Here is a 17,791-nt window from a genome sequence, read left to right as displayed (position 1 = left end):
GTCCAGCGGCCACGACGCGCCCGCTGGAGATGCGGTGAGCGTTATAGCGATGAGACTTGACGTATGGCAGAACAACGTCGGATGCGGTCCAGTTCCAGTTCCACGTCGACAGCGACTCGTCGGCGTGCCTCGCCCCGGTCCGGGCCGGAAGACGCCGCGCGGGCCGCGCGCGAGCGACTGGAGAGCCTGATCAGCCACTGTACGGAAGGTGTGTCGGGTGTACGGCGCACCGACGACGGCTGGTGCGTCGTCGTGGATGTTCTGGAGCTTGCCCGGATCCCGGACACCACGAGCCTGCTCGCTACGTACGAGGTGCAACTCGATCGGGACGGTGAACTCCTGGAGTACCGCAGGGTCCGCCGCTACCGAAGAGGCGCCGCCGACGAGTGAGTGTAGCGAGCCGATCAGCTGACGAGAGGACGCACCATGAGAACGACCACCTACTCCGACGAGGTCGCGTGCGTACCGCGCGCCGGCACGCTGTACGACGTGCTGGAACTCATCCTGGACCGGGGCATGGTGATCGATGTGTTCATCAGGGTCTCCCTTGTCGGCATCGAGATCCTCAAGATCGACGCGCGGATCGTCGTCGCGAGTGTGGACACGTATCTCCGGTTCGCCGAGGCCTGCGACCGGTTGGACCTGGAACGCGACTCACGCAGTACGACGGTTCCGGAACTGTTCGGCGGAGGGGTCACCAGGGCTGTCGGTAAGCGCACGGTGAAGAAGGCGGCCGAGTCGGTGGGCGACAAGGTGCGCCACGCTGTCGGCGGTGGCGACGACGAGGACTTCGACGAGGACGAGGAGACCAGGCCCCGGCGCCGGGTTCCCGCCCGTTCCGGCTCGCGCCGTCGCTCCGCGGAGGACTGACCGGTGACAGGCAATGGTGTGTACGTGTACGCGATCGTCCGGGCCGGGCAACGCGCCCCGGCGGAACTCTCCGGTGTGGGGAGCCCGCCGCTGCCGCTGCGTGTCCTCGTGGAGGGCCGGCTCGGGGCGGTGGTCAGTGACGCTCCGCCGAAGCTGCGTGCCCGGCGCCGCGATCTGCTCGCCCATCAGGACGTGTTGCTGTGGCTCACCGGGAGTGGGCCCACTCTGCCGATGCGGTTCGGCATGGTCGCACCGGACGAGGAAGCGGTCCGTTCCGAACTGACCGCCGCCGAGCACCGTCATCACACGGTTCTCAAGCGGCTCGACGGGCGGGTCGAAGTGAACGTCAAAGCGTTTGTCCCGTCCGACGCGCTGGCACCTCTCGTCCAGGAGGACAAGAACATCCAAAGGCTCCATGAAGCCGCACGGAGACATCCCGGTTACGAGGCCAACCTCCGCCTGGGAGAAGCAGTGGCCACGGCGCTCTCACGCAGAGCGGCAGAAGCGGGACAACGTGCCGTACAGGAGCTGACGCCTCTGGCCCACGCGGTCGCTGCGGGGCCTCAGGTCCCGGGGTGTGTGCTCAATACGTCCTTCCTCATCGACAGCGCGGCCGACGGCCGGTTCCGGGCCGCGGCGCAGGATTTCGCCGCGCTCCGACAAGACCGGGTGGAACTACGTGTGGCGGGACCACTGCCCTGCTACAGCTTTGTCGAGGCCGGCGGCGCACTCGCGGGCGCGGGAGCATGACATGGGACTGATCAGCGGACTCCTCCTCTTTCCGTTGGCCCCGGTTCGCGGCGTGTCGTGGATCGCCGAACAGCTCATGGAGAGCGCCGATCGTCAGTTGCATGATCCTGCCCTGATTCGCGCCCAACTGGCGGCGCTGAACCAGGAATTCGAAGAAGGAAATCTCAGCCTCGAAGAATTCGAAGAGCAAGAGGAACGGCTACTCGATCGACTGGATGAACGGGAGCCGGACCAGACAAGCGATCGAAGGTGGCGTACTCATGGATAACGAAACCAAGGCAACGCTGGCCGCCGCGGTCGCGGCCGGCTACGTGCTGGGCCGCACCAAGAAGGGCCGACTCGCCCTTGCCGCCGTGACCTACCTGGCGGGCAGACGCTTCGGCCTCGAACCGCGGCAACTGGTCGCCGAGGGAGTACGGCGCCTCGGCCAGGTCCCACAGATCGCAGAGCTCCAGGAGCAGCTGCGCACCGAAGGAGTCGAAGCGGCTCGTAACGCGCTCACGGCAGTCACCAATCGGAAGCTGAGTTCTCTCGCGGACGCGATCAGTGATCGGACGCTCAGCCTCGGCGCCAAGGACGAAGAGCCGGAAGAGGAGTACGAGGAAGAGCCCGAGGAGGGCGAGGAAGAAGGCGAGTACGAGGGCGAGTACGAGGAGGAGCCGGAGGAAGAGGAAGAAGAGGAGCCGGAGGAGGAGGAACCGCCCAGGCACCGCCGACGAGGCCCCCGCGAATCCGGCGGGCCGTCAGCCGCCGGGCAGCGGAAGCCCGGCGGAGCAGCGGCCAAGAAGGCCGCTTCCGCGGTCCGGGGCCGGGCCAGAAAGACAGCCGCGTCCAAGGTTGCCGGTTCCGCGAAGAAGACGGCGGCCCCTGCCAAGAAGGCGGCCGCGAAGAAGACGGCGTCGGCCGCGAAGAAGACGGCTAAGACGGCGCCCACGCGCGCCGCGCGCCGGAGGTGATCGGACATGACCAAGACATCAGAGGACACCTCCGACGCCGGCGCTTCCGCTCTCGGGCGCGTGCGCGAAGAGATCTCCGGCTATCTCGGCTCCCAGGTCGAGCTTCTGGCCGAGAGAGCCGCCGACAAGCTGACCGATGTCACCGGTCAGCTCACCGACGTCGCGGAGAACGGTGGAAAGCTGCCCGCGATCGGTTCCCGTCTCCTCCGGGGCGAATCACCGTTGAAGGCATTCGTCTTGGAGAAGGCGAAGGGGGTGAAGGACAGCATCGTGGGCAAAGCCAAAGAGGCGCTCGGCGTCGGCAGCGGGGGACGCAAGCCGGGCGACACCAAGGTGACGAGCATCATCGAAGTGCTCGATGTGGGAGTGCCACTCCGTACCGCCTATGACCACTGGACTCAGTACGACAAGTTCAGCAGCTTTACCAAGGGCGTACGCGATGTATCGCAGAGCGATGAGGTGACGAGCGACTGGAAGGCCAAGGTCGGTCCCTCGACCCGGGCTTTCAAGGCGACGGTTCAGGAGCAGGTACCTGACGAGCGCATCGTATGGACCTCGGAAGGCGCCAAGGGCACGACTCGGGGGGCCGTCAGCTTCCACGAGTTGGCGCCGGCACTGACCCGGATCGTCCTCGTCGTCGAGTACTACCCGTCCGGCTTCTTTGAGAAGACCGGAAACCTGTGGCGTGCACAGGGGCGGCGCCTCCGTCTGGACTTCAAGCACTTCCAGCGCTACGTCACACTCACCGACGAGGAGCCCGAAGACGCGTGGCGCGGCGAGATCCGGGAGGGCGAGGTCGTTCGCACCCACGAAGAGGTGATGGAGGAGGAAGACGGGGAGTGGACGTACGAGGACGACGACGAGCCGGATGAGGACGAGGACGAGGAAGAGACCCGGTGACCGACGTCGACTATAGACACGGCGGCGCACCCGCCTACGCCGCGAGCACCACCAACCTCGCCGACATCCTCGAACGCGTCCTCGACAAGGGCATCGTCATCGCCGGAGACATCAAGATCGACCTGCTCGACATCGAGCTGCTGACCATCCGGCTGCGCCTGTTCGTCGCGTCTGTGGATACCGCCAGAAAAGCCGGCATCGACTGGTGGGAGACCGATCCGGCTCTCAGCTCACGCGCTGCCCGCAGCGCACTCCAAGTCGAGAACGATGAGCTCCGTGCCCGCCTGGAAGCCCTCGAATCCAGTCTCGAACAGGCCCCCACCCTGACCCCCACCAAGGAGAGACAAGGGACATGAGCACCTCCGGTCCCGCCGTCCAGCAGCAGACCGCGACCTACGTGTTCGCGGTCTGCGGACACATTGATCAGGGCGCTCTCGCGACGCTCCCCGGGCTCGGGGAGAACTCCCCGGTACGCCTGCTGCCCTTCGGTACGCTCACGGCCATCGTGCAGCACGTCGAGGCGGCGCACTTCAGTGAGGATGCCTGGCGGGAACGCCTGTCGGACCAGAGGGAACTGGAGCGCTGTGCCCGTGCCCACCACGACGTGGTTTCCGCCGCCGCCACACGTGGACCCACGGTTCCCCTTCCGCTGGCCACGCTCTACCGGAGCGACGAGCGGGCCGGACAGGTCCTTCAACAGGACGCCGACCGCTTCCACAACGCCCTACGACGTATCGAAGGAAGGGTCGAGTGGGGGGTGAAGGTGTACACGCCGACCACACCCCCGCGCCCGGCCCCACCGGCGCCCGCGACGTCCGGCCGCGACTGCCCGTCCTCCGGCGACGGCCGCGCCTATCTGAACCGTAAGCGAGGCATCCAGAAGCGGCGCGAACAGCACCACGACGAAGCACTGCGCACGGCCGAGACCGTGGACACGGCACTGGGAACCGTGGCCGCGGCATCCCGGCGCCTGCGTACACACGCTCAGGAACTCCTGGAGCCGGGCAGGACGCAAGTGCTCAACGCGGCCTATCTGGTAGACGAGGACCGGACCGACGACGTCGCTCGTACGGTCCAAGAACTTCGCCGCTCGACCGGCGCGGAAATCGAGATGTCCGGACCGTGGGTGCCCTACTCCTTCGTCGGCGAGGTGTGAGGATGACGACGCGTGAACCCGTGCCATGGAACACTCCACAGCCACTGACCGGCCCCATCGGAGTCCCCCTCGTCGATCTCCTCGACCGCGTACTGGCGACCGGCGTGGTCGTCAGCGGCGACCTGGTCATCGCGATCGCAGATGTCCCCCTGGTCAGATTGTCACTGCACGCCCTGCTTTCCTCGGTGAGCGAACGAATTCCCGCCCCTTGGGCGGACGGAGGACCCCTGTGACCAGCACGCGGATCGACGTGGACCGCGATCAGATGGGACGCGACCTGGTCGCCCTGGTCCTGACCATCGTGGAACTCCTGCGTCAACTCATGGAGCGGCAAGCTATCCGCCGGGTGGAACAGGGCGACCTCACGGACGAGCAGGTCGACCGGATCGGCACCACACTCATGCTGCTTGACCAGCGAATGAACGAACTCTGCGACCAACACGGGCTCAGCATGGAAGACCTCAACCTGGATCTCGGCCCCTTGGGAACGCTGTTGCCTCGCGACTGACGCACCTGAACTGAGGCAACATGCCCGAAGGTGGGTCATCGAGCGCACCATGTCCTGGCTGACCGGCTACCGCAGACTCAACCACCGCTACGAACGCCAACCCCGCAACTACCTGGCCTTCCTCGGCCTCGCCCCAGCACTCTGCTGCTACAAACAACTTGTCCGCCTCACTGAACCGTTCCGGGTTCGGTAGAGACCCTGGATTGTGGCTGTGACCTGCTGTTTTTGTGTGTTCTGGTAGTGGGTGGTTTCGTATTCGGCGGGTGGGACGTGGCCGATCTCACCGTGGGGTCGACGGTGGTTGTACCAGTCGACGTACTCAGCGGTGGCCGACTCGACGTCGCTCAGGGCTTTCCAGGGGAGCTGCGGCTTGATGAGCTCGGTTTTGCAGAGCCCGATGGTCGATTCCATCGGGGCGTTGTCGAGGGCGTCCCCGACGGTGCCGATGGACGCGGCGATCTGTTCGGCGGCCAGGTGGGTGGCGAGCCGGAAGCCGGTGTCTGCCCGGACTCAATCGGTCGTCGCAACACCGGCTTCTTGGACCGATAGTAGATGCCCGTTGAGGGCCTCGGCGGGTGTCTTCCAACCGAGTGTTTTGCGGGGCCTGTTGTTGGGTGCGAGAGCGACGGCCTCGAGTTCGTCGGCCTCCCATCGCGACAGGTCCGTGCCCTTCGGGAAGTACTGTCGCAGCAGTCCGTTGGTGTTCTCGTTGGTGCCCCGCTGCCAGGGGCTGTGCGGGTCGGCGAAGTAGACCTGCAGGCCGGTGTCGATGCGGAGTTGGGCATGCTGGGCCAGTTCCTTGCCGCGGTCCCAGGTCAGTGAGCGGCGCAGTTGGTCGGGAAGCGTGGTGATCGTGGCAGCGATCGCGTCTTTCACGGCCTCGGCGCCACGGCTGGCCAGGGCCGGACCGGCCGGTGCCGATGATGAGATCGGGAGGGCAGGGCGGAGGTCGAGGGCCTCTTCGCCGACCAGTGCACCGGACTCGACGGCGTCCGCTGTGACATCGCGATGGTCCGGACCCCGGACGGTCACAGTCGGCTCGAGCTGGCGAAGTACCGCAGCCCCGCGGTGATCAGCGCCGGGCCGCGCAACCGGCCGCACAACATTCTGGGCACGCACCACGTCATGTTCGCCGTCGACGACATCGAGGACACCGTTGCCCGCCTGCGCCACGGCGCCGAACTCGTCGGCGAGATCGCCCGGGGGACAGCTATCTGCTCTGCTACATCCGCGGCCCGGAGGGCATCATCGTCGGACTGGCCGAGCAACTGCGCTGAGAGGGAGGAACCGAACCATGCAGCCGAACGAGATCATCGAGGTTCTGAACCGCCCGATCAGCCAGGAACTGCTGGCCCGTGACGTGACCAGCCTGGCCTACGTCGCCAATGACGGAACCCCGCGCAACGTACCGATCGCCTTCACCTGGAACGGGTCGCACATCGTCATGTGTACGACGAAGAACGCGCCCAAACTCCCGTGGCCACCCTCGCGCACAGGCTCCTGAATCGACGGCACCAGTAGGTGAGACACATCTGAGTGTCTGGAGAACCGTCGAATTTGGGCTCAAACCACCAGCCCTCACCTGCGGGCAGCACCGGGGCTGCCTTCGCCAGCGCCACATCGACGGGGAGATCCACGTCTCCAGGGTGCGCCCAGCCGATCAGCCGAGCACACCGAACACCATATGAAGCCCCGGCCCTGAGGTTCAGAGGCTCGAAAGATCGCGCGGTATCTCCTCCCGCAGGATCAGCTTCTCCTCCTCCGTCTGCTCGTACTGCGACAGAGCCAGCCCCATGCAGAAGAAAGTGGGCGCCCACTCACCGACGAAGATCCCCCATCGGTCAGCGCGATCCAGCCCACCGATCGGCTCGTATTTGATGGACCCCACCCACGAGGCGATGGCGAGCCCTATCGACACGACTCCCGCCGTGTACATGTGCTCGCTCCGCAAGCCCTTCTCATGCAGCATCTTGATCATGACGGCTCCCGGGTTGAAGTGAACTCCTCATTCCACCGTCACCCCAAACGCGGCCACCTGCATCCCGACACAGCACAAGCCCCCACCCCGAGCCATCTTCGGGGTGGGGGCCTTCGTGTTGTCTGCTCGACTACGCCATGGTCGGCGGCGGGATTCGTACCCGCGTCGTGACGATCGTCGATCACTGTAGCGCGCAGATCCTGACTGCGGCGGAGGCGCGCCCGTACTGCCGACCCAACGCCGTCAGAGTGCTGGAGTCGGCGACCTGAGCCACCCTGGAGGTATGGCCGCACTATCAGGTAGGTGAATCCGACAGGTAGGTGAATCCGATGCCTCGGTTCATGGACATCCATCACGGCAGGAAAGCCATTACCGCTGAGCAGCTGAGGGAGGCCCATCAGGCAGACCTCGCGATCGAAAGTGATGAGGGCGTCCACTTCGAGCACCTGTGGGCTGACCCTGACTCCGGTGAAGTTTTCTGTCTCTCTCAGGCTCCGTCGGCAGATGCCGTGCGGCGCGTTCACGACCGCGCTGGCCACTCGGCGGACGAGATCCATCCGGTGCCGCTCAGTGCGTGACGTTGACTCGACAAGCCGGAGCGCGCCACTGCGGAGCCTTCGCGCTGCGGTCAGGCTCGCCGCACAAAGACTCCGAGGGCAAAACCAGTCCCCGGTAGTGCTGCGCGTGTCCTGAAGCGCCAGTCGTCGCTGTTGCCTCGGTATCGCGCCGGCTTGCCGGGGGCCTGAACCACATCTTGTCCAAGTCACTCCACCGACTAGACGTCCTCGCCGACTTCGTGTGCTCTTTGAGTGTTGTGGCCTAATAACCAGCTTGCATCAGATATGGGTCGAGTCAATGGGGTTTGGGTAAATTTTTCAGCATTCAGTGCTCGCGGCGAGGGCTCAGAGGCCGAGGTGCACGAGTGCCCGAACCAGGCCGTGGCCAAGAACCACGGCGAAGAAGGTCGCGGTAGCCGACCAGGGTGCCCGATGGGTGGATGTCGCGGCGTGCGTCGCCCCACCTAGACTCGAACGTATGAGCGAGTCTTCGCGTCTGGAAGCACTCCGCTTCCTGGAGAAGGTCCAGCTCCGGGACCTGGAACGCACGCGACGCTGGATCGCTATGGAGGAAGGGCGGACCGCCGAGACCGCCACCCGCCAACCGCCGCCCGAGTGGGTCGTTGAGCGCAGGGTGGAGCAAAAGACGGTGCACGTCGGCGACTGCTGGGTGGCGGGAAAGAAAGCGCAGCCGATCACCCGGGAACAGGCCGTCGCGGCCTTCACCGAGCACGGGGCTCAGCCGTGCGATGTCTGCCGGCCGGACACCGCCCTCGGCGTGCTCGACTGATCGGCCGGGCGCACCCTGGACATGTGGATCTCCCCGTCGATGTGGCGCTGGCGAAGGCAGTCCCGGTACTGCCCGCAGGGTCCGGCTGGTGGTACGAGCCCAAGTTCGACGGGCACCGGACGGTCATGGCCCGCACTGCGGAAACGGTGGTCCTGTACGCCTGCTCGGGCCGGATCTTCAGGCCCTGGTGGAGGGACCTTGCACGCGCCGGTGAGTAGCTGCTTCCCGGCACAGTCCTCGATGGCGAGGCCGTCATCTGGACCGGCCGGCACATCGACTTTTCTGCGGCGCAGTCCCGCGCCGCGTCGGCCCCGGCCCGCGCGCTGCTGCTCAGCCACCAGCGGCCGGCCTCGTACGCCGTGTGGGACATCTTGTCCCTTCCCGAGCTGGGGGACGTGCGCGGCCGGCCGTATGTGGAGCGCCGCGGCCTGCTGCTCGGGGTGCTTGCTGAGATCGGGCCGCCGATCCAGGCCGTACCGGCGACGGACGATCGGGATGTGGCGCTCGCCTGGTACGAGGGGCTCCGGGATCAGGGGATCGAGGGCGTCGTGGCGAAGCGCGCGGCCGGGGCGTACCCGGGCGGGCGCCGGGCGTGGGTGAAGATCCGGCATGCGGATACGCGGGACGCGACGGTCGTCGGATACGTCGGGGCCGCGAGCACGGCCGCGGGCGCTGGTCCTCGCGCTGGAGGGTGAGCTGCGGCTGTCGTCCCGGCTCGATCAGGTTTTGGCCGCGCGGGTCGGTGTCGTGCTGGCTGGAGTGAGTGAGCTCGGGCCGGCCGCGCTCGGGGAGGAGCGGTACACGGTGGTGGAGGCGCATGTGGTGGTGGAGGTTCTGGTGGGGACGGGGCGTCATGCGCTGCTCGCGGTGACGCGGATGCGGTGAAGGCGCGTGTGCCCCGCTGTCCGTGGTGGGGGTGTGCTGCGTGTCAGTGGCCAGTGCCTGGGATGGGCCGCTCCAGTAGTGCGTATGCCTCGGCGAGATGCTTCAGCCCTTCTGCCGCTGAGGTCGTCCCGCTTTTCGACGTCCTGATTGCTTCGACCTGCTCCTTGATGGCGACGAGCAGCGCTTCCTTGGCCTCGCGGTCGAGTTCAGATGTCATTTGTTCTCCAAGGTCTGCCGTGGCGGTCTTATAGGTAAAAACGTCAATTAGTCCATTTCCGTTCCGTCTGTCGGGGTCGGCGGCCTGGCCGATGGCGGCGCGGATGGCTGCGAGGCAGGCGTCCCACCCCATCTGGTAGCCGATACTGCGGTCTCCGTAGACGGGCTGCTCGTAGGGCTGGAGTGCTTCGATGGCGTCGAGCCGGGCGTACAGCTGGTCGAGCTCGTCGTCGGTATTCGCCGCCCGACTTCGGTTGGGGACTGGGGCGACGGCAGGAGTGCAATACGTCATTCTCGTGGCGCCGGCGGTGGGGGAATGGTGCGATTCGGCGCTCAGGGCTTTGGGCCCGAGTGCACGCTGGTGGACGACGACCGGCCTGCGGTCCCAGTCGGCCAGGGTGGAGCCCCGGCAACTGCTCGATGTGATGGACGGCTACTGGGACGGGTGGCTACCGGACGGCGAGATCGCGCTGGACTGAGTCGCTGCCTTTTGCGTAGTCACTCATGTCGCTGTGTTCCGCGAAGCCCGTGTGCAGTGCTTCCCTGACATGCCTGACCCACAGCCGTTTCATACAGCCCCCTGCTCGCCAGCGCTGACTGACCTGCTCATGGTGCAGAGGTCACCGTAGCCATCGCATAGGGTGACCGGGAAGAGGCGGAACGTGATCCGGCTGCATGTGCGTGTAGTAACTCTGTCCTGTGGCCGTCGGCTCTGCCTGGCTGCATCCTGCCGGACACCTGGGTGAGAACCTCGGTGACCAGCGCGGTGGGAAAAGATCTTGGACGCGTGGAGATCACCGCTGATCACTGACTTTTCGTCGGTAACCGCTTCTCCGCTGAGGTCCTCGACGGAGATTCCCCAGCTCTCTTCCCAGCCGTCTAGGTTGTGCGCGCAGTGCACGAGGGGTTCCAGCTCTTCTGGGTAGCCGAGGTCATAGGCGATGTCTGCCCAGATGAGGTGAGTGCCGACGGCGGGATCCAGGGATCCGTCGGCGATCTGACCGGCGATCCAGTAGGCCATCGCCCACTTTGCGGCCCGGGGGTCCGCGGGCGGGCGGAAGATCAGTCCCAGCTCCTCCAGTACTTGGTCGAAGAGCTCTGGCGCTTCGGGCTCTTCGCTTCGGAGGAGTCCCGCCAGCATGGCCAGGGAGGGGCTCTCGACCCCAGCTATCAGCGCGTCCAGACCTGCCTGGATGAGTCTGTCCGACCCGATATGCCTGCCAAATGCCCTCTCGCGCGCGATGTGTCTGAACTGATCGAGGGCGTCGTCGCTGGTCATCAAGGTCTTCCCCGTCGGCATCTGGAAAAGGAAGGCTTGCACATCCGCCGCCGCGGCGGCCATCAAGTTCCTCCCATCGTCGGTGATCAGGCCATGAGGACGCGCTTCCGCAGGAGGGCGAAGCCTGCGCGGCCGAACATCTGGCGCTTGAGCATCTTGATCCGGTTGACGTGCCCTTCCACGACGCCTGAGCTCCAGGGCAGAGTCAGGCCGGCGATGACGGCGTCGCGGTCGCGGTCGATGCCTGCGGCGAGGGTGTGGAGGCTGGGCAGGTCGTCCTGCCGGACGGCGTCGAGCCAGTCGGGCAGGCGCTCACCTCGGCGCTCGGTGAGCATGGTCGCGAAGGAGCGGACGTGCCCGGTGAGGGCGTCGAGTTCTGGGCAGTGCGCCTGGACAGCCTTGAGATGGAGTTGTTCGGTCTCGGTGAGGGCGTCCGGACGGCGGAGGATCCATCCGGCGACGGTCCGGGGCGAGGGCGGCCGGGCGGTCACCGGTTGCGGTGAGGTGCGCTTGTCGTGCAGATAGGCGCGAACGCGCTGGTAGCTGCCCTTGTAGCCGAGCGGCACGATCTCCTCCCACAGCTTCCAGGCGTTGGTGCAGCCCTCGTTCCAGCGGTCATCCAGGTAGGGCTTGTAGTCGTCGAGGACGGAGGGTCGGTTCTGCCACTGCCCGGTGAACAGCTCTTCCGGCGTTGCGGCGTCGGCGAGCTGCTTGACGGTGCGGTAGGTCATCCCGAGCTGCCGCTGCACCGAGCGCCGGCTGTGCCCCGCCGTCAGCAGTGCGTGGACGGCGGCATGCCGGGCCCGAGCCCGATCGGCGAATCGGTGTCCGCGCGGCCAAGGAGAACCGGACGATTCCGCGGCCGGAACGGCCTCGGGCTCGGGTCCGGGTTCAGGGGCTGTGGGGACCAGAGCGCGGAGGCAGCGACGGTGCTGGGCAACGCTGCGCTCGGCAGCCTCGCTCAGGTTGTGCCAGAGATGCCACCGGTCCGCGACCTGGACGGCCTGCGGTGCACCGGAGCTGGCACCCTCGGCGAAGAACGGCGCCCGGTCCCGGCACACGACCTCGACGCCGGGCCGATCGGCGAGCCAGGCCGCCAGGCTCGATGCCTCCCGGTCGGGCAGCAGGTCAACAGGACGGCGGGTCTCGACGTCGACGAGAACGGTGCCGTAGTGGCGGCCCTTGCGGGTGGCGTACTCATCGACACCGACCACACGCGGGGCGGGCACCTCCGGCTCGGGAAGAGCATCGACCAAGCGCAGGACGGTACTCCGGCTGACGGACACCCCAAGCACGGAGCTCAGCCGAGCGGCGGCCCGGCCCGCCAGGGCGAGACCGACCGAGGCCAGCGTCGAACGCAGCCGCTCGGTCCGTTGCCCGTGCCGACGAGTCAGACCGGGTATCTGCTCGACGAAGGTCCGGCGTGCGCATTCCGAGTTACCGCAGGTGAACCGGCGGACCCTCAGCCGGAGAACAACGCTTCGTCCGGCGCTCGGCACATCAGCAGGAAACCGCAGGTAGGAACCATGAACCCGGTTCGACCAGACCTCGCACGCCGGGCAAGCAGCACCGTTCGCAGTGCATTCGGCGTCGACGCGAACAATCGCGATGCTCACGTCCACCGACAGCACCGCGACGTCCGTGATCGACGGGAACAACAGCTCTTGCAACCGGAGCACGATCTCTTCCACGGCCCCGAACTGTCATCCCAACCGCCCCGACCACGGCTCATTTTCGGGCGACTTCACGTACTGCCCAGGTAAGCTCAGCCGTCACTCAGCGTGGCCACGTCACAGAAGTTGTGCCAGAACCCGAACCCGTGGACAATCGGCGCGGGCAGCGCCTCCCGACCTGCCAGAGAAACGCTGCTCTTCGTCATCGACAGAGCCATGGCGATGACAGCGGAGGAATGGTCGGGGTGTGCCGCGAGGCGGACGTGTGCGGCGATGTCGGAGAGGGGCACGGTCTGCAGCAGCCCCGCTTCCTGAGCGGTGATCCGGATCGACTCCGGTGCGGGGCGCGCCGCGCCGCGCCGTCTTCGTCCATCGCGGGCTCGGCGATCCAGACGCACTCGTTGGCGCGATGGCCGAAGAACAGCGTCCCGGCCGGCTCCTCGACGGACCGGATCGTCGCGTGGGTCCAGGACCACGTCGGCCGCGGGCAGCTGCGTCTCCAGGTGCTGGAGCGGACCGTTCACGTGGCGCATACCGGTCCCCCGGAGGCGAACAGCAAGCAGCACACGCCCCGAGGGGACGCGCCAACGGAGTCCTTCAGACCTCGCCGAGATCCACGGAACCAGCAGCCGGGCCTCGCAGACAGTCACGCTTGATAGGGGTAATGGCAGGGACCCCCCTCATGCCGAGAGCGTGCGTGAGCACCCTGCAAGCGGCACATGGCGCCAGCTCCCACCGGTCTGCGGCCATACCGGGACACCCGCGCACCGTCGGTTCACCGCATGGGCAATTGCCTGGGCCCAGGCGAAGCTGCACGCCTCGTCCTCCACGGACTGAGTATCGAGTCCTCCACCCGGCTGGGACGGCATCGCTGGCCGACGTCGGGCCCGTCCGCACCGTGGAGGCAGCCGGGGAGAGCCCAGAGCGCGGATGCGGACCTACAGTGTACGAGCCGCTGATCGCGGCTCACCGGGCGATCCAGCCCTTGAGTTCTTCAGCGACCTGGCGGACATTCAGGCGGTCCCGGTCGATCCGGGCGGCGAGGGCAGCGGCATGCTTGGGCTGGGCAACGACGATGGCGCCGCTCACCGTCAGGTACGACGCGGCGACCACCGCGGCGAACAACTCATTGGCGTACTCCAGGGCCGGTACCCGGATCAGCTGGTGCATGAGGGCGGCGGCCCGGTGGTGCGCCTCGGTGTAGATGGGAGTGTCCAGGACCTTGTCGGCGTGCCGGGCCACAGCAGCGGCGAGGGTGCCGAAGTCGGTCACGTCGGGGTCTCCGGGAAGGTGCTGGTGCGCGAGGTCCAGGAGCCAGGCGCGGTCAATGTGCACGATCACGCGGCGGCTGCTCCGTGCTGCTCGCTGCCCGGGTGCCCGAACTCGGTGGCGAACGTGTCGGACCATGCGTCCGAGAAGTGCGCGCCGGCTGCCAGGAAGCGGTGGCGGAGATCGTTGGCCTCGTCGGTAATGACCTGGCGGGCAAACTCGGGCACCGTCATGCCGGCGGCGACAGCGCGCGCCTCGATCCCGGCGTATGCGTCTTCGTCTACCCGTACATTGATCTGCTTCATGGGCGCATTGTAGCGGCCCGTACGTCACGCTACACAGGTCTACGCCAAGAGCCCTGTCCGGGGAGCGGCGTCCATGAGGCCAGAGGGCCGACTCGACCCGCTCCAGCATCGCCCGGTGCCGGGTATCGACCTGTGGACCGATCGCCGCCGACACTTCCTCGGGGGTGGGGTCGGCCGACAGGGACCAGGGGGCCACGGCCCGGAGTCGGCGCCCGGGTCCTCGTCGTGGTGCCATCCGCAGTCGAACGGGCAGGACCACCGCACCACGCCCCAGCCGGGGAACTCCGGGAGGGGCAGGGTGTCTGTCGGCTTCAGCGGCGGCGGCAACTCCTCGGCGGCCCGCACATAGGCGTCCACTCCTTCGGGGTACCCGAAGATCACACGGTTGACGACCCGGCGTGCCTGCCCGGCGTCGACACCCTCCACGAGCATGGCCGTCTCCGCGGCCGCCATCGTCTGGCGCGGTGCCTCACTGATCGTCGACGCGGCAACGAAAGCCACCGGTCCCAGGACATCGCCCCACCCGAGTCGCACCTTCAGTAACCGCTGGAGCGCAAACCCGAGCCAAGACTTCCCGTACAGGAGACGGAATCTGGGGCTTCCCAAAGCCGTGGGCGTCACCAGCTTGCTGATGACGCCCACGGCTTGTTCGAAACCTCTGTGACCGCTGATGGCATGCGGATCATCTCCTTCACGTACCGACAGTGACCGTGTCAGGCCCATCGGGGCCCTCATCCCCACTCTCTGCCCGTCCGGCGGGCCGGGCATGGGCCGGTGAGCTCAAGCCCATGGCCGCCTGTCGGCGGTCCGCGTCGTCGGCCGGCCGCATCACGACGCCCTGGCGCTCCGGACCCGATGCCCATGGCCCCCGCGCTGTGGGCGGCGCACCCTGGAGGGGAGGGGTGTGGACCGATCAGGTGAGGTTACTCATGAGCACTCTCGAAGAGCAGATCGATATCAGCGTTCCGACCCGGGTGGTCTGGGACCGCCTCCACCGGGTCGAGGAGTACACGCGGTTCGTCGAAGGCGTGCGGCAGGTCCGGGCGGAAGGCGGGCAGCGGGCGCGCGTCGACGTCGAGGCAGGTGGCCGGGCCCAGGAATTCGACGCCGAGATCACCGACCGTGACCGCGGCCGGGTGATGGCGTGGCGGACCAGGAACGGGCCACGGCTGGCGGGCACATTCTCGGTGCTGCCGATCGACGCGGAGCACTCCCGCATCCAGGTGCGGCTGGAGTACGACCCCAGCACCGTCACGGAGACCTTCGGCGGGCCGAAGGGATTCGCGCAGGCCACTGCGATCGAACGCCTCGTACGGCAGGACCTGGAGCAGTTCAGGGATCTCGTGGAGCGTGAGCACTAACCGCGAGCACTAACCGGGAGCCGGGCCCAGGGTGTGGCGCCGGACCAGGCGGGTGATGTCGTGCGCGGTGATGATCCCGGCCAGATGCCCGCCCTCCATGACCAGGACGGGCAGGCCGGTGCCGGTGGTGGAGCCGATGCGGTCCAGGATGTCCTCCATCGCCTCCTCGGGGGCCGCGACCGTGCACCGGGACACCGGGGCCGCCACATCGCGCACCCGCACCGCGGGCCGCCGCGCGGGAGGCACCGCCGCCAGCCGCCGTAGCTGTACGACGCCGCTTGAGCGGCCCTCGAAGTCGAGCAGCGGCAGCACCGAGTGGCCCGCCTGGGCGGCGATCTCCTCGATGAAGCGGTCCACGGTCAGCCAGTCCGGACCGGTGGTCACCGGGCCGGACATCGCCTCGTCCGCCCTGACGCCGCGCAGCGCAGCGCCCAGCACGGCCCGCTTCCGCTCCGCCGACGCCACGATCGCCACAAACCCGCCGATCAGCACCAGCCACAACCCGCCCGACGCCCCGCCTGCGAACGACAGCACGCCGACGGCGACCAGCAGCCAGCCGAAGACCTGCCCGCTGCGCCCGGCCGCCCGCAGCGCCCGGTCCTGGTCGCCGGTGCGCCACCACACCACCGCCTGCAGCACCCGGCCGCCGTCCAGCGGGGCGGCGGGCAGCAGGTTGAACACCCCGAGGAGGAGGTTGGCCCCGCCGAGCCACAGCAGAACGCCGACGGGCACCGAGCGGCCGAACAGCGCGTACGTCCCCACCCCCGCCGCGAGGACCACCCCGCCGACGGCGAGGCTCGCCAGCGGCCCGCTGACCGCCACCACGAACGCCGCGCGGGCCGTCTTCGGCCGGTCCATCCGGGTTATCCCGCCCAGCGCCCACAGCGTCATGTCCTGGACGGGGATGCCCGCCCGGCGGCCGGTCAGCGCATGGGCAGCCTCGTGGACCACCAGGCTTACCATCAACAGCAGGGCCCCGGCCAACGCACCGAGCGTGTACAAGCCAGGGGCCAGCCCGGGCACGTACGAAGGCAGAGTGCGGCTGCCCAGCCCGTAGGCGAACAGCACGACCAGTAGCGGCACGCTCCAGTGGGTCCGCAAAGGTATCCCGCGCACCTGTCCGATCCGGATCGAGCCTTTCATCACCATCACCCGTATTTCCATGGTCCGCCCTCGGACCCGGAAAACGGCAGCGGGACGGTAATCGGCGGACGGCCGGACGGAAATCGCGGAGTGGGGCCCCGGGGGGAAGCAGGTTGTCATGGGTGTCGGGCTGGACATCATTACGTGGCCTGCGCCGCGGGCCGTGGAGCGCCAGCACAGTGGTGAGCGCCTGGGACCGGCACTCCTGCCGCGCTCCGGTGGATGGTCAGATTCCTGCGGCGGTGCGTACGGCGTGTGCGGCGGCTTCGGGGTCGGGGTCGGTGACGGCCAGGCGGGCGTAGGGCGAGGGGCGGCGCAGCTCGACGCACACGGCAGGCCGGTGGGCGCGGACGGCCGCGAAGTCCTTTCCGCGGGGGTGTGACCGGGTGCCGAGGGAAAGCATGTCGGGGATCCAGGTGCCTCGGCCCTTGTCAGGCCTGGTGCGCGGCCGGCCTCTTCCGAGCCGTGGCACGCGGACCGCCTCCAGGACCGTTTGGAACTGGGCGCTGTCGGCGGTGACGATGACCGTGAGCGGTTTCTGTAGCTCGACCGCCAGATGCACCTTGGTGGTCAGCCCGCCGCGTGAGCGTCCCAGGCCGTGGTCGTCGGGCTCGGTTCCACCCGGCGGCTGGCGCTGGAGGCCCCCCTTTTTCGCGCACCGGCGGCGTGCTGATGCGCTCGTGCAACGGTGGAGCCCACACTGACGTCCCACGTGATCAGGCCTTTGGCGTCAGCCTCGGCCTGCAACTTCTCGAGGATCCGCTTCCAGGTACCGTCGCGCTGCCAGCGCCGGAACAGGTCGTAGACCCGGTCCCACGGACCGTACCGCTCGGGGACGTCCCGCCACGGTGCACCCGTGCGGGTCCGCCACCGTATCGCGTCGATCAGCTGCCGCCGGGCCCACAGTGCAGGACGGCCCGGCTTCACACCCACTGGAAGCAAGGGCTCCAGCCGGGCCCACTGCTCGTTCGTCAGATCACCACGCCCCACAGACCATGATCATCCTCGACCAAGATCCACTTTCGCAACAGGCCCAGGCGCGAACCAAAAGACCAGGCCGATCATTGTGGATGGTGGCCACTTCCTGGACGATTCGTCTAAGAAGCTGTTGTCGTACCGAGAGGTTCGGTTGCGGATCGAACGTGGTTTCCCGGTCGGGTGATCGGCTCGTGGCCGGGGAATGAAAGCAGGGCCT

Annotated in this window: 28 protein-coding genes and 4 pseudogenes; 20 read left to right on the top strand and 12 right to left on the bottom strand. The window is 67.6% G+C overall.

Annotation, left to right across the window (positions count from 1 at the left end):
* Nucleotides 1–63: 63 nt before the first annotated feature.
* The 11 genes and pseudogenes from ACIRQP_RS31890 to ACIRQP_RS31840 all read left to right on the top strand — a co-directional run.
* Entirely contained in the window at nucleotides 64–390 is a 327-nt protein-coding gene (locus ACIRQP_RS31890) for a gas vesicle protein (protein WP_403896177.1), read from the top strand.
* A 36-nt stretch (nucleotides 391–426) separates the two neighbouring features.
* The gene (gene gvpJ / locus ACIRQP_RS31885; RefSeq protein ID WP_403896174.1) at nucleotides 427–870 is read left to right on the top strand and encodes a gas vesicle protein GvpJ; all 444 of its coding nucleotides are present in this window, start codon (nucleotides 427–429) and stop codon (nucleotides 868–870) included.
* Nucleotides 871–873: 3 nt separating this feature from the next.
* On the top strand, nucleotides 874–1,620 hold the full coding sequence (locus tag ACIRQP_RS31880; protein WP_403896172.1) for a GvpL/GvpF family gas vesicle protein: 747 nt from the start codon (nucleotides 874–876) through the stop codon (nucleotides 1,618–1,620).
* A gap of 1 nt (nucleotide 1,621) precedes the next feature.
* A complete protein-coding gene (locus ACIRQP_RS31875) occupies nucleotides 1,622–1,888 on the top strand; it encodes a gas vesicle protein GvpG (RefSeq protein ID WP_403896169.1) in 267 nt (88 codons plus the stop codon).
* Nucleotides 1,881–2,576, top strand: a complete 696-nt coding sequence (locus tag ACIRQP_RS31870; RefSeq protein WP_403896167.1) for a histone protein — start codon at nucleotides 1,881–1,883, stop codon at nucleotides 2,574–2,576. The genes ACIRQP_RS31875 and ACIRQP_RS31870 overlap by 8 nt, the downstream gene beginning before the upstream one ends.
* 6 nt (nucleotides 2,577–2,582) lie before the next feature.
* Entirely contained in the window at nucleotides 2,583–3,476 is an 894-nt protein-coding gene (locus ACIRQP_RS31865) for an SRPBCC family protein (protein WP_403896164.1), read from the top strand.
* On the top strand, nucleotides 3,473–3,832 hold the full coding sequence (locus ACIRQP_RS31860; RefSeq protein ID WP_403896161.1) for a gas vesicle protein: 360 nt from the start codon (nucleotides 3,473–3,475) through the stop codon (nucleotides 3,830–3,832). The genes ACIRQP_RS31865 and ACIRQP_RS31860 overlap by 4 nt, the downstream gene beginning before the upstream one ends.
* On the top strand, nucleotides 3,829–4,632 hold the full coding sequence (locus tag ACIRQP_RS31855; RefSeq protein WP_403896158.1) for a GvpL/GvpF family gas vesicle protein: 804 nt from the start codon (nucleotides 3,829–3,831) through the stop codon (nucleotides 4,630–4,632). The genes ACIRQP_RS31860 and ACIRQP_RS31855 overlap by 4 nt, the downstream gene beginning before the upstream one ends.
* 2 nt (nucleotides 4,633–4,634) lie before the next feature.
* Entirely contained in the window at nucleotides 4,635–4,865 is a 231-nt protein-coding gene (locus tag ACIRQP_RS31850; RefSeq protein ID WP_403896155.1) for a gas vesicle protein, read from the top strand.
* A complete protein-coding gene (locus tag ACIRQP_RS31845; protein WP_403896152.1) occupies nucleotides 4,862–5,140 on the top strand; it encodes a gas vesicle protein K in 279 nt (92 codons plus the stop codon). The genes ACIRQP_RS31850 and ACIRQP_RS31845 overlap by 4 nt, the downstream gene beginning before the upstream one ends.
* Before the next feature lie 25 nt (nucleotides 5,141–5,165).
* A pseudogene (locus ACIRQP_RS31840) lies at nucleotides 5,166–5,333 on the top strand (transposase); the annotation flags it as partial.
* On the opposite strand, the gene ACIRQP_RS31835 reads toward ACIRQP_RS31840, so the two are convergent.
* Entirely contained in the window at nucleotides 5,288–5,599 is a 312-nt protein-coding gene (locus tag ACIRQP_RS31835) for an integrase core domain-containing protein (RefSeq protein ID WP_403896387.1), read from the bottom strand. The pseudogene ACIRQP_RS31840 and the gene ACIRQP_RS31835 overlap by 46 nt on opposite strands.
* A 51-nt stretch (nucleotides 5,600–5,650) precedes the next feature.
* Nucleotides 5,651–6,049, bottom strand: a pseudogene (locus tag ACIRQP_RS31830) (IS30 family transposase); the annotation flags it as partial.
* A 24-nt stretch (nucleotides 6,050–6,073) separates the two neighbouring features.
* Here ACIRQP_RS31830 and ACIRQP_RS31825 point away from each other — a divergent pair.
* A pseudogene (locus ACIRQP_RS31825) lies at nucleotides 6,074–6,417 on the top strand (VOC family protein); the annotation flags it as partial.
* Nucleotides 6,418–6,434: 17 nt separating this feature from the next.
* Nucleotides 6,435–6,617: pseudogene (locus ACIRQP_RS31820) on the top strand (pyridoxamine 5-phosphate oxidase); the annotation flags it as partial.
* Nucleotides 6,618–6,845: 228 nt separating this feature from the next.
* On the opposite strand, the gene ACIRQP_RS31815 reads toward ACIRQP_RS31820, so the two are convergent.
* Nucleotides 6,846–7,118: a hypothetical protein gene (locus ACIRQP_RS31815; protein ID WP_403896150.1), complete on the bottom strand. Its 273-nt coding sequence runs from the start codon at nucleotides 7,116–7,118 to the stop codon at nucleotides 6,846–6,848.
* 329 nt (nucleotides 7,119–7,447) lie between these two features.
* Between ACIRQP_RS31815 and ACIRQP_RS31810 the strand changes: the two genes are divergently transcribed.
* The 5 genes from ACIRQP_RS31810 (at nucleotide 7,448) to ACIRQP_RS31790 (ending at nucleotide 9,350) form a co-directional block, all read left to right on the top strand.
* Nucleotides 7,448–7,696 carry an SCO4226 family nickel-binding protein gene (locus ACIRQP_RS31810; RefSeq protein ID WP_403896147.1) on the top strand — a complete coding sequence of 83 codons (249 nt, stop codon included), beginning with the start codon at nucleotides 7,448–7,450 and terminating at the stop codon, nucleotides 7,694–7,696.
* Nucleotides 7,697–8,153: 457 nt separating this feature from the next.
* Nucleotides 8,154–8,465 carry a DUF6233 domain-containing protein gene (locus tag ACIRQP_RS31805; RefSeq protein ID WP_403896144.1) on the top strand — a complete coding sequence of 104 codons (312 nt, stop codon included), beginning with the start codon at nucleotides 8,154–8,156 and terminating at the stop codon, nucleotides 8,463–8,465.
* Between the two features lie 23 nt (nucleotides 8,466–8,488).
* Entirely contained in the window at nucleotides 8,489–8,683 is a 195-nt protein-coding gene (locus ACIRQP_RS31800) for a hypothetical protein (protein WP_403896142.1), read from the top strand.
* Nucleotides 8,684–9,160, top strand: a complete 477-nt coding sequence (locus ACIRQP_RS31795; protein ID WP_403896384.1) for a hypothetical protein — start codon at nucleotides 8,684–8,686, stop codon at nucleotides 9,158–9,160.
* 64 nt (nucleotides 9,161–9,224) lie between these two features.
* The gene (locus tag ACIRQP_RS31790) at nucleotides 9,225–9,350 is read left to right on the top strand and encodes a hypothetical protein (protein WP_403896140.1); all 126 of its coding nucleotides are present in this window, start codon (nucleotides 9,225–9,227) and stop codon (nucleotides 9,348–9,350) included.
* Nucleotides 9,351–9,393: 43 nt separating this feature from the next.
* Here ACIRQP_RS31790 and ACIRQP_RS31785 read toward each other — a convergent pair whose 3' ends face one another.
* Entirely contained in the window at nucleotides 9,394–9,858 is a 465-nt protein-coding gene (locus ACIRQP_RS31785) for a hypothetical protein (RefSeq protein ID WP_403896137.1), read from the bottom strand.
* Between the two features lie 49 nt (nucleotides 9,859–9,907).
* On the opposite strand from ACIRQP_RS31785, the gene ACIRQP_RS31780 reads away from it, so the two are divergent.
* Nucleotides 9,908–10,045, top strand: a complete 138-nt coding sequence (locus tag ACIRQP_RS31780) for a hypothetical protein (RefSeq protein WP_403896134.1) — start codon at nucleotides 9,908–9,910, stop codon at nucleotides 10,043–10,045.
* Between the two features lie 89 nt (nucleotides 10,046–10,134).
* On the opposite strand, the gene ACIRQP_RS31775 is transcribed toward ACIRQP_RS31780, so the two are convergent.
* From ACIRQP_RS31775 to ACIRQP_RS31755, 5 genes are all read right to left on the bottom strand, one after another.
* On the bottom strand, nucleotides 10,135–10,908 hold the full coding sequence (locus ACIRQP_RS31775; RefSeq protein WP_403896131.1) for a hypothetical protein: 774 nt from the start codon (nucleotides 10,906–10,908) through the stop codon (nucleotides 10,135–10,137).
* A gap of 23 nt (nucleotides 10,909–10,931) precedes the next feature.
* Entirely contained in the window at nucleotides 10,932–12,461 is a 1,530-nt protein-coding gene (locus ACIRQP_RS31770) for an ISL3 family transposase (protein ID WP_403896381.1), read from the bottom strand.
* 149 nt (nucleotides 12,462–12,610) lie between these two features.
* A complete protein-coding gene (locus tag ACIRQP_RS31765; protein WP_403896128.1) occupies nucleotides 12,611–12,916 on the bottom strand; it encodes a hypothetical protein in 306 nt (101 codons plus the stop codon).
* Between the two features lie 568 nt (nucleotides 12,917–13,484).
* The gene (locus ACIRQP_RS31760; RefSeq protein ID WP_403896126.1) at nucleotides 13,485–13,859 is read right to left on the bottom strand and encodes a fic family toxin-antitoxin system, toxin component; all 375 of its coding nucleotides are present in this window, start codon (nucleotides 13,857–13,859) and stop codon (nucleotides 13,485–13,487) included.
* On the bottom strand, nucleotides 13,856–14,092 hold the full coding sequence (locus tag ACIRQP_RS31755; RefSeq protein WP_403896123.1) for a plasmid mobilization protein: 237 nt from the start codon (nucleotides 14,090–14,092) through the stop codon (nucleotides 13,856–13,858). Before ACIRQP_RS31755 ends, ACIRQP_RS31760 begins: the two co-directional genes overlap by 4 nt.
* Before the next feature lie 929 nt (nucleotides 14,093–15,021).
* On the opposite strand from ACIRQP_RS31755, the gene ACIRQP_RS31750 reads away from it, so the two are divergent.
* Nucleotides 15,022–15,453: an SRPBCC family protein gene (locus ACIRQP_RS31750; RefSeq protein WP_403896120.1), complete on the top strand. Its 432-nt coding sequence runs from the start codon at nucleotides 15,022–15,024 to the stop codon at nucleotides 15,451–15,453.
* 9 nt (nucleotides 15,454–15,462) lie between these two features.
* Here ACIRQP_RS31750 and ACIRQP_RS31745 read toward each other — a convergent pair whose 3' ends face one another.
* The 3 genes from ACIRQP_RS31745 to ACIRQP_RS31735 form a co-directional block, all read right to left on the bottom strand.
* Nucleotides 15,463–16,596 carry a site-2 protease family protein gene (locus ACIRQP_RS31745; RefSeq protein WP_403896378.1) on the bottom strand — a complete coding sequence of 378 codons (1,134 nt, stop codon included), beginning with the start codon at nucleotides 16,594–16,596 and terminating at the stop codon, nucleotides 15,463–15,465.
* Between the two features lie 226 nt (nucleotides 16,597–16,822).
* Nucleotides 16,823–17,158, bottom strand: coding sequence for a hypothetical protein (locus ACIRQP_RS31740; RefSeq protein ID WP_403896117.1), 336 nt, complete (start codon nucleotides 17,156–17,158; stop codon nucleotides 16,823–16,825).
* Between the two features lie 8 nt (nucleotides 17,159–17,166).
* Nucleotides 17,167–17,586, bottom strand: a complete 420-nt coding sequence (locus tag ACIRQP_RS31735) for an IS5 family transposase (RefSeq protein WP_403896114.1) — start codon at nucleotides 17,584–17,586, stop codon at nucleotides 17,167–17,169.
* Between the last annotated feature and the right edge of the window lie 205 nt (nucleotides 17,587–17,791).

The organism is Streptomyces sp. NPDC102274 (genome assembly GCF_044766385.1).
Classification (GTDB): Bacteria; Actinomycetota; Actinomycetes; order Streptomycetales; family Streptomycetaceae; genus Streptomyces.
The sequence above is the reverse complement of the archived record's forward strand: the minus strand, read 5'-3'. Positions and strand labels throughout refer to the sequence as shown.

Excerpts from the sequence above, each read along its gene's own strand:
- ACIRQP_RS31890 (WP_403896177.1), top strand. The coding sequence starts at position 64 with ATGGCAGAACAACGTCGGATGCGGTCCAGTTCCAGTTCCACGTCGACA.
- gvpJ (WP_403896174.1), top strand. The coding sequence starts at position 427 with ATGAGAACGACCACCTACTCCGACGAGGTCGCGTGCGTACCGCGCGCC.
- ACIRQP_RS31875 (WP_403896169.1), top strand. The coding sequence starts at position 1,622 with ATGGGACTGATCAGCGGACTCCTCCTCTTTCCGTTGGCCCCGGTTCGC.
- ACIRQP_RS31870 (WP_403896167.1), top strand. The coding sequence starts at position 1,881 with ATGGATAACGAAACCAAGGCAACGCTGGCCGCCGCGGTCGCGGCCGGC.
- ACIRQP_RS31865 (WP_403896164.1), top strand. The coding sequence starts at position 2,583 with ATGACCAAGACATCAGAGGACACCTCCGACGCCGGCGCTTCCGCTCTC.
- ACIRQP_RS31855 (WP_403896158.1), top strand. The coding sequence starts at position 3,829 with ATGAGCACCTCCGGTCCCGCCGTCCAGCAGCAGACCGCGACCTACGTG.
- ACIRQP_RS31850 (WP_403896155.1), top strand. The coding sequence starts at position 4,635 with ATGACGACGCGTGAACCCGTGCCATGGAACACTCCACAGCCACTGACC.
- ACIRQP_RS31815 (WP_403896150.1), bottom strand. The coding sequence starts at position 7,118 with ATGATCAAGATGCTGCATGAGAAGGGCTTGCGGAGCGAGCACATGTAC.
- ACIRQP_RS31810 (WP_403896147.1), top strand. The coding sequence starts at position 7,448 with ATGCCTCGGTTCATGGACATCCATCACGGCAGGAAAGCCATTACCGCT.
- ACIRQP_RS31805 (WP_403896144.1), top strand. The coding sequence starts at position 8,154 with ATGAGCGAGTCTTCGCGTCTGGAAGCACTCCGCTTCCTGGAGAAGGTC.
- ACIRQP_RS31785 (WP_403896137.1), bottom strand. The coding sequence starts at position 9,858 with ATGACGTATTGCACTCCTGCCGTCGCCCCAGTCCCCAACCGAAGTCGG.
- ACIRQP_RS31775 (WP_403896131.1), bottom strand. The coding sequence starts at position 10,908 with ATGGCCGCCGCGGCGGCGGATGTGCAAGCCTTCCTTTTCCAGATGCCG.
- ACIRQP_RS31755 (WP_403896123.1), bottom strand. The coding sequence starts at position 14,092 with ATGAAGCAGATCAATGTACGGGTAGACGAAGACGCATACGCCGGGATC.
- ACIRQP_RS31750 (WP_403896120.1), top strand. The coding sequence starts at position 15,022 with ATGAGCACTCTCGAAGAGCAGATCGATATCAGCGTTCCGACCCGGGTG.
- ACIRQP_RS31745 (WP_403896378.1), bottom strand. The coding sequence starts at position 16,596 with ATGAAAGGCTCGATCCGGATCGGACAGGTGCGCGGGATACCTTTGCGG.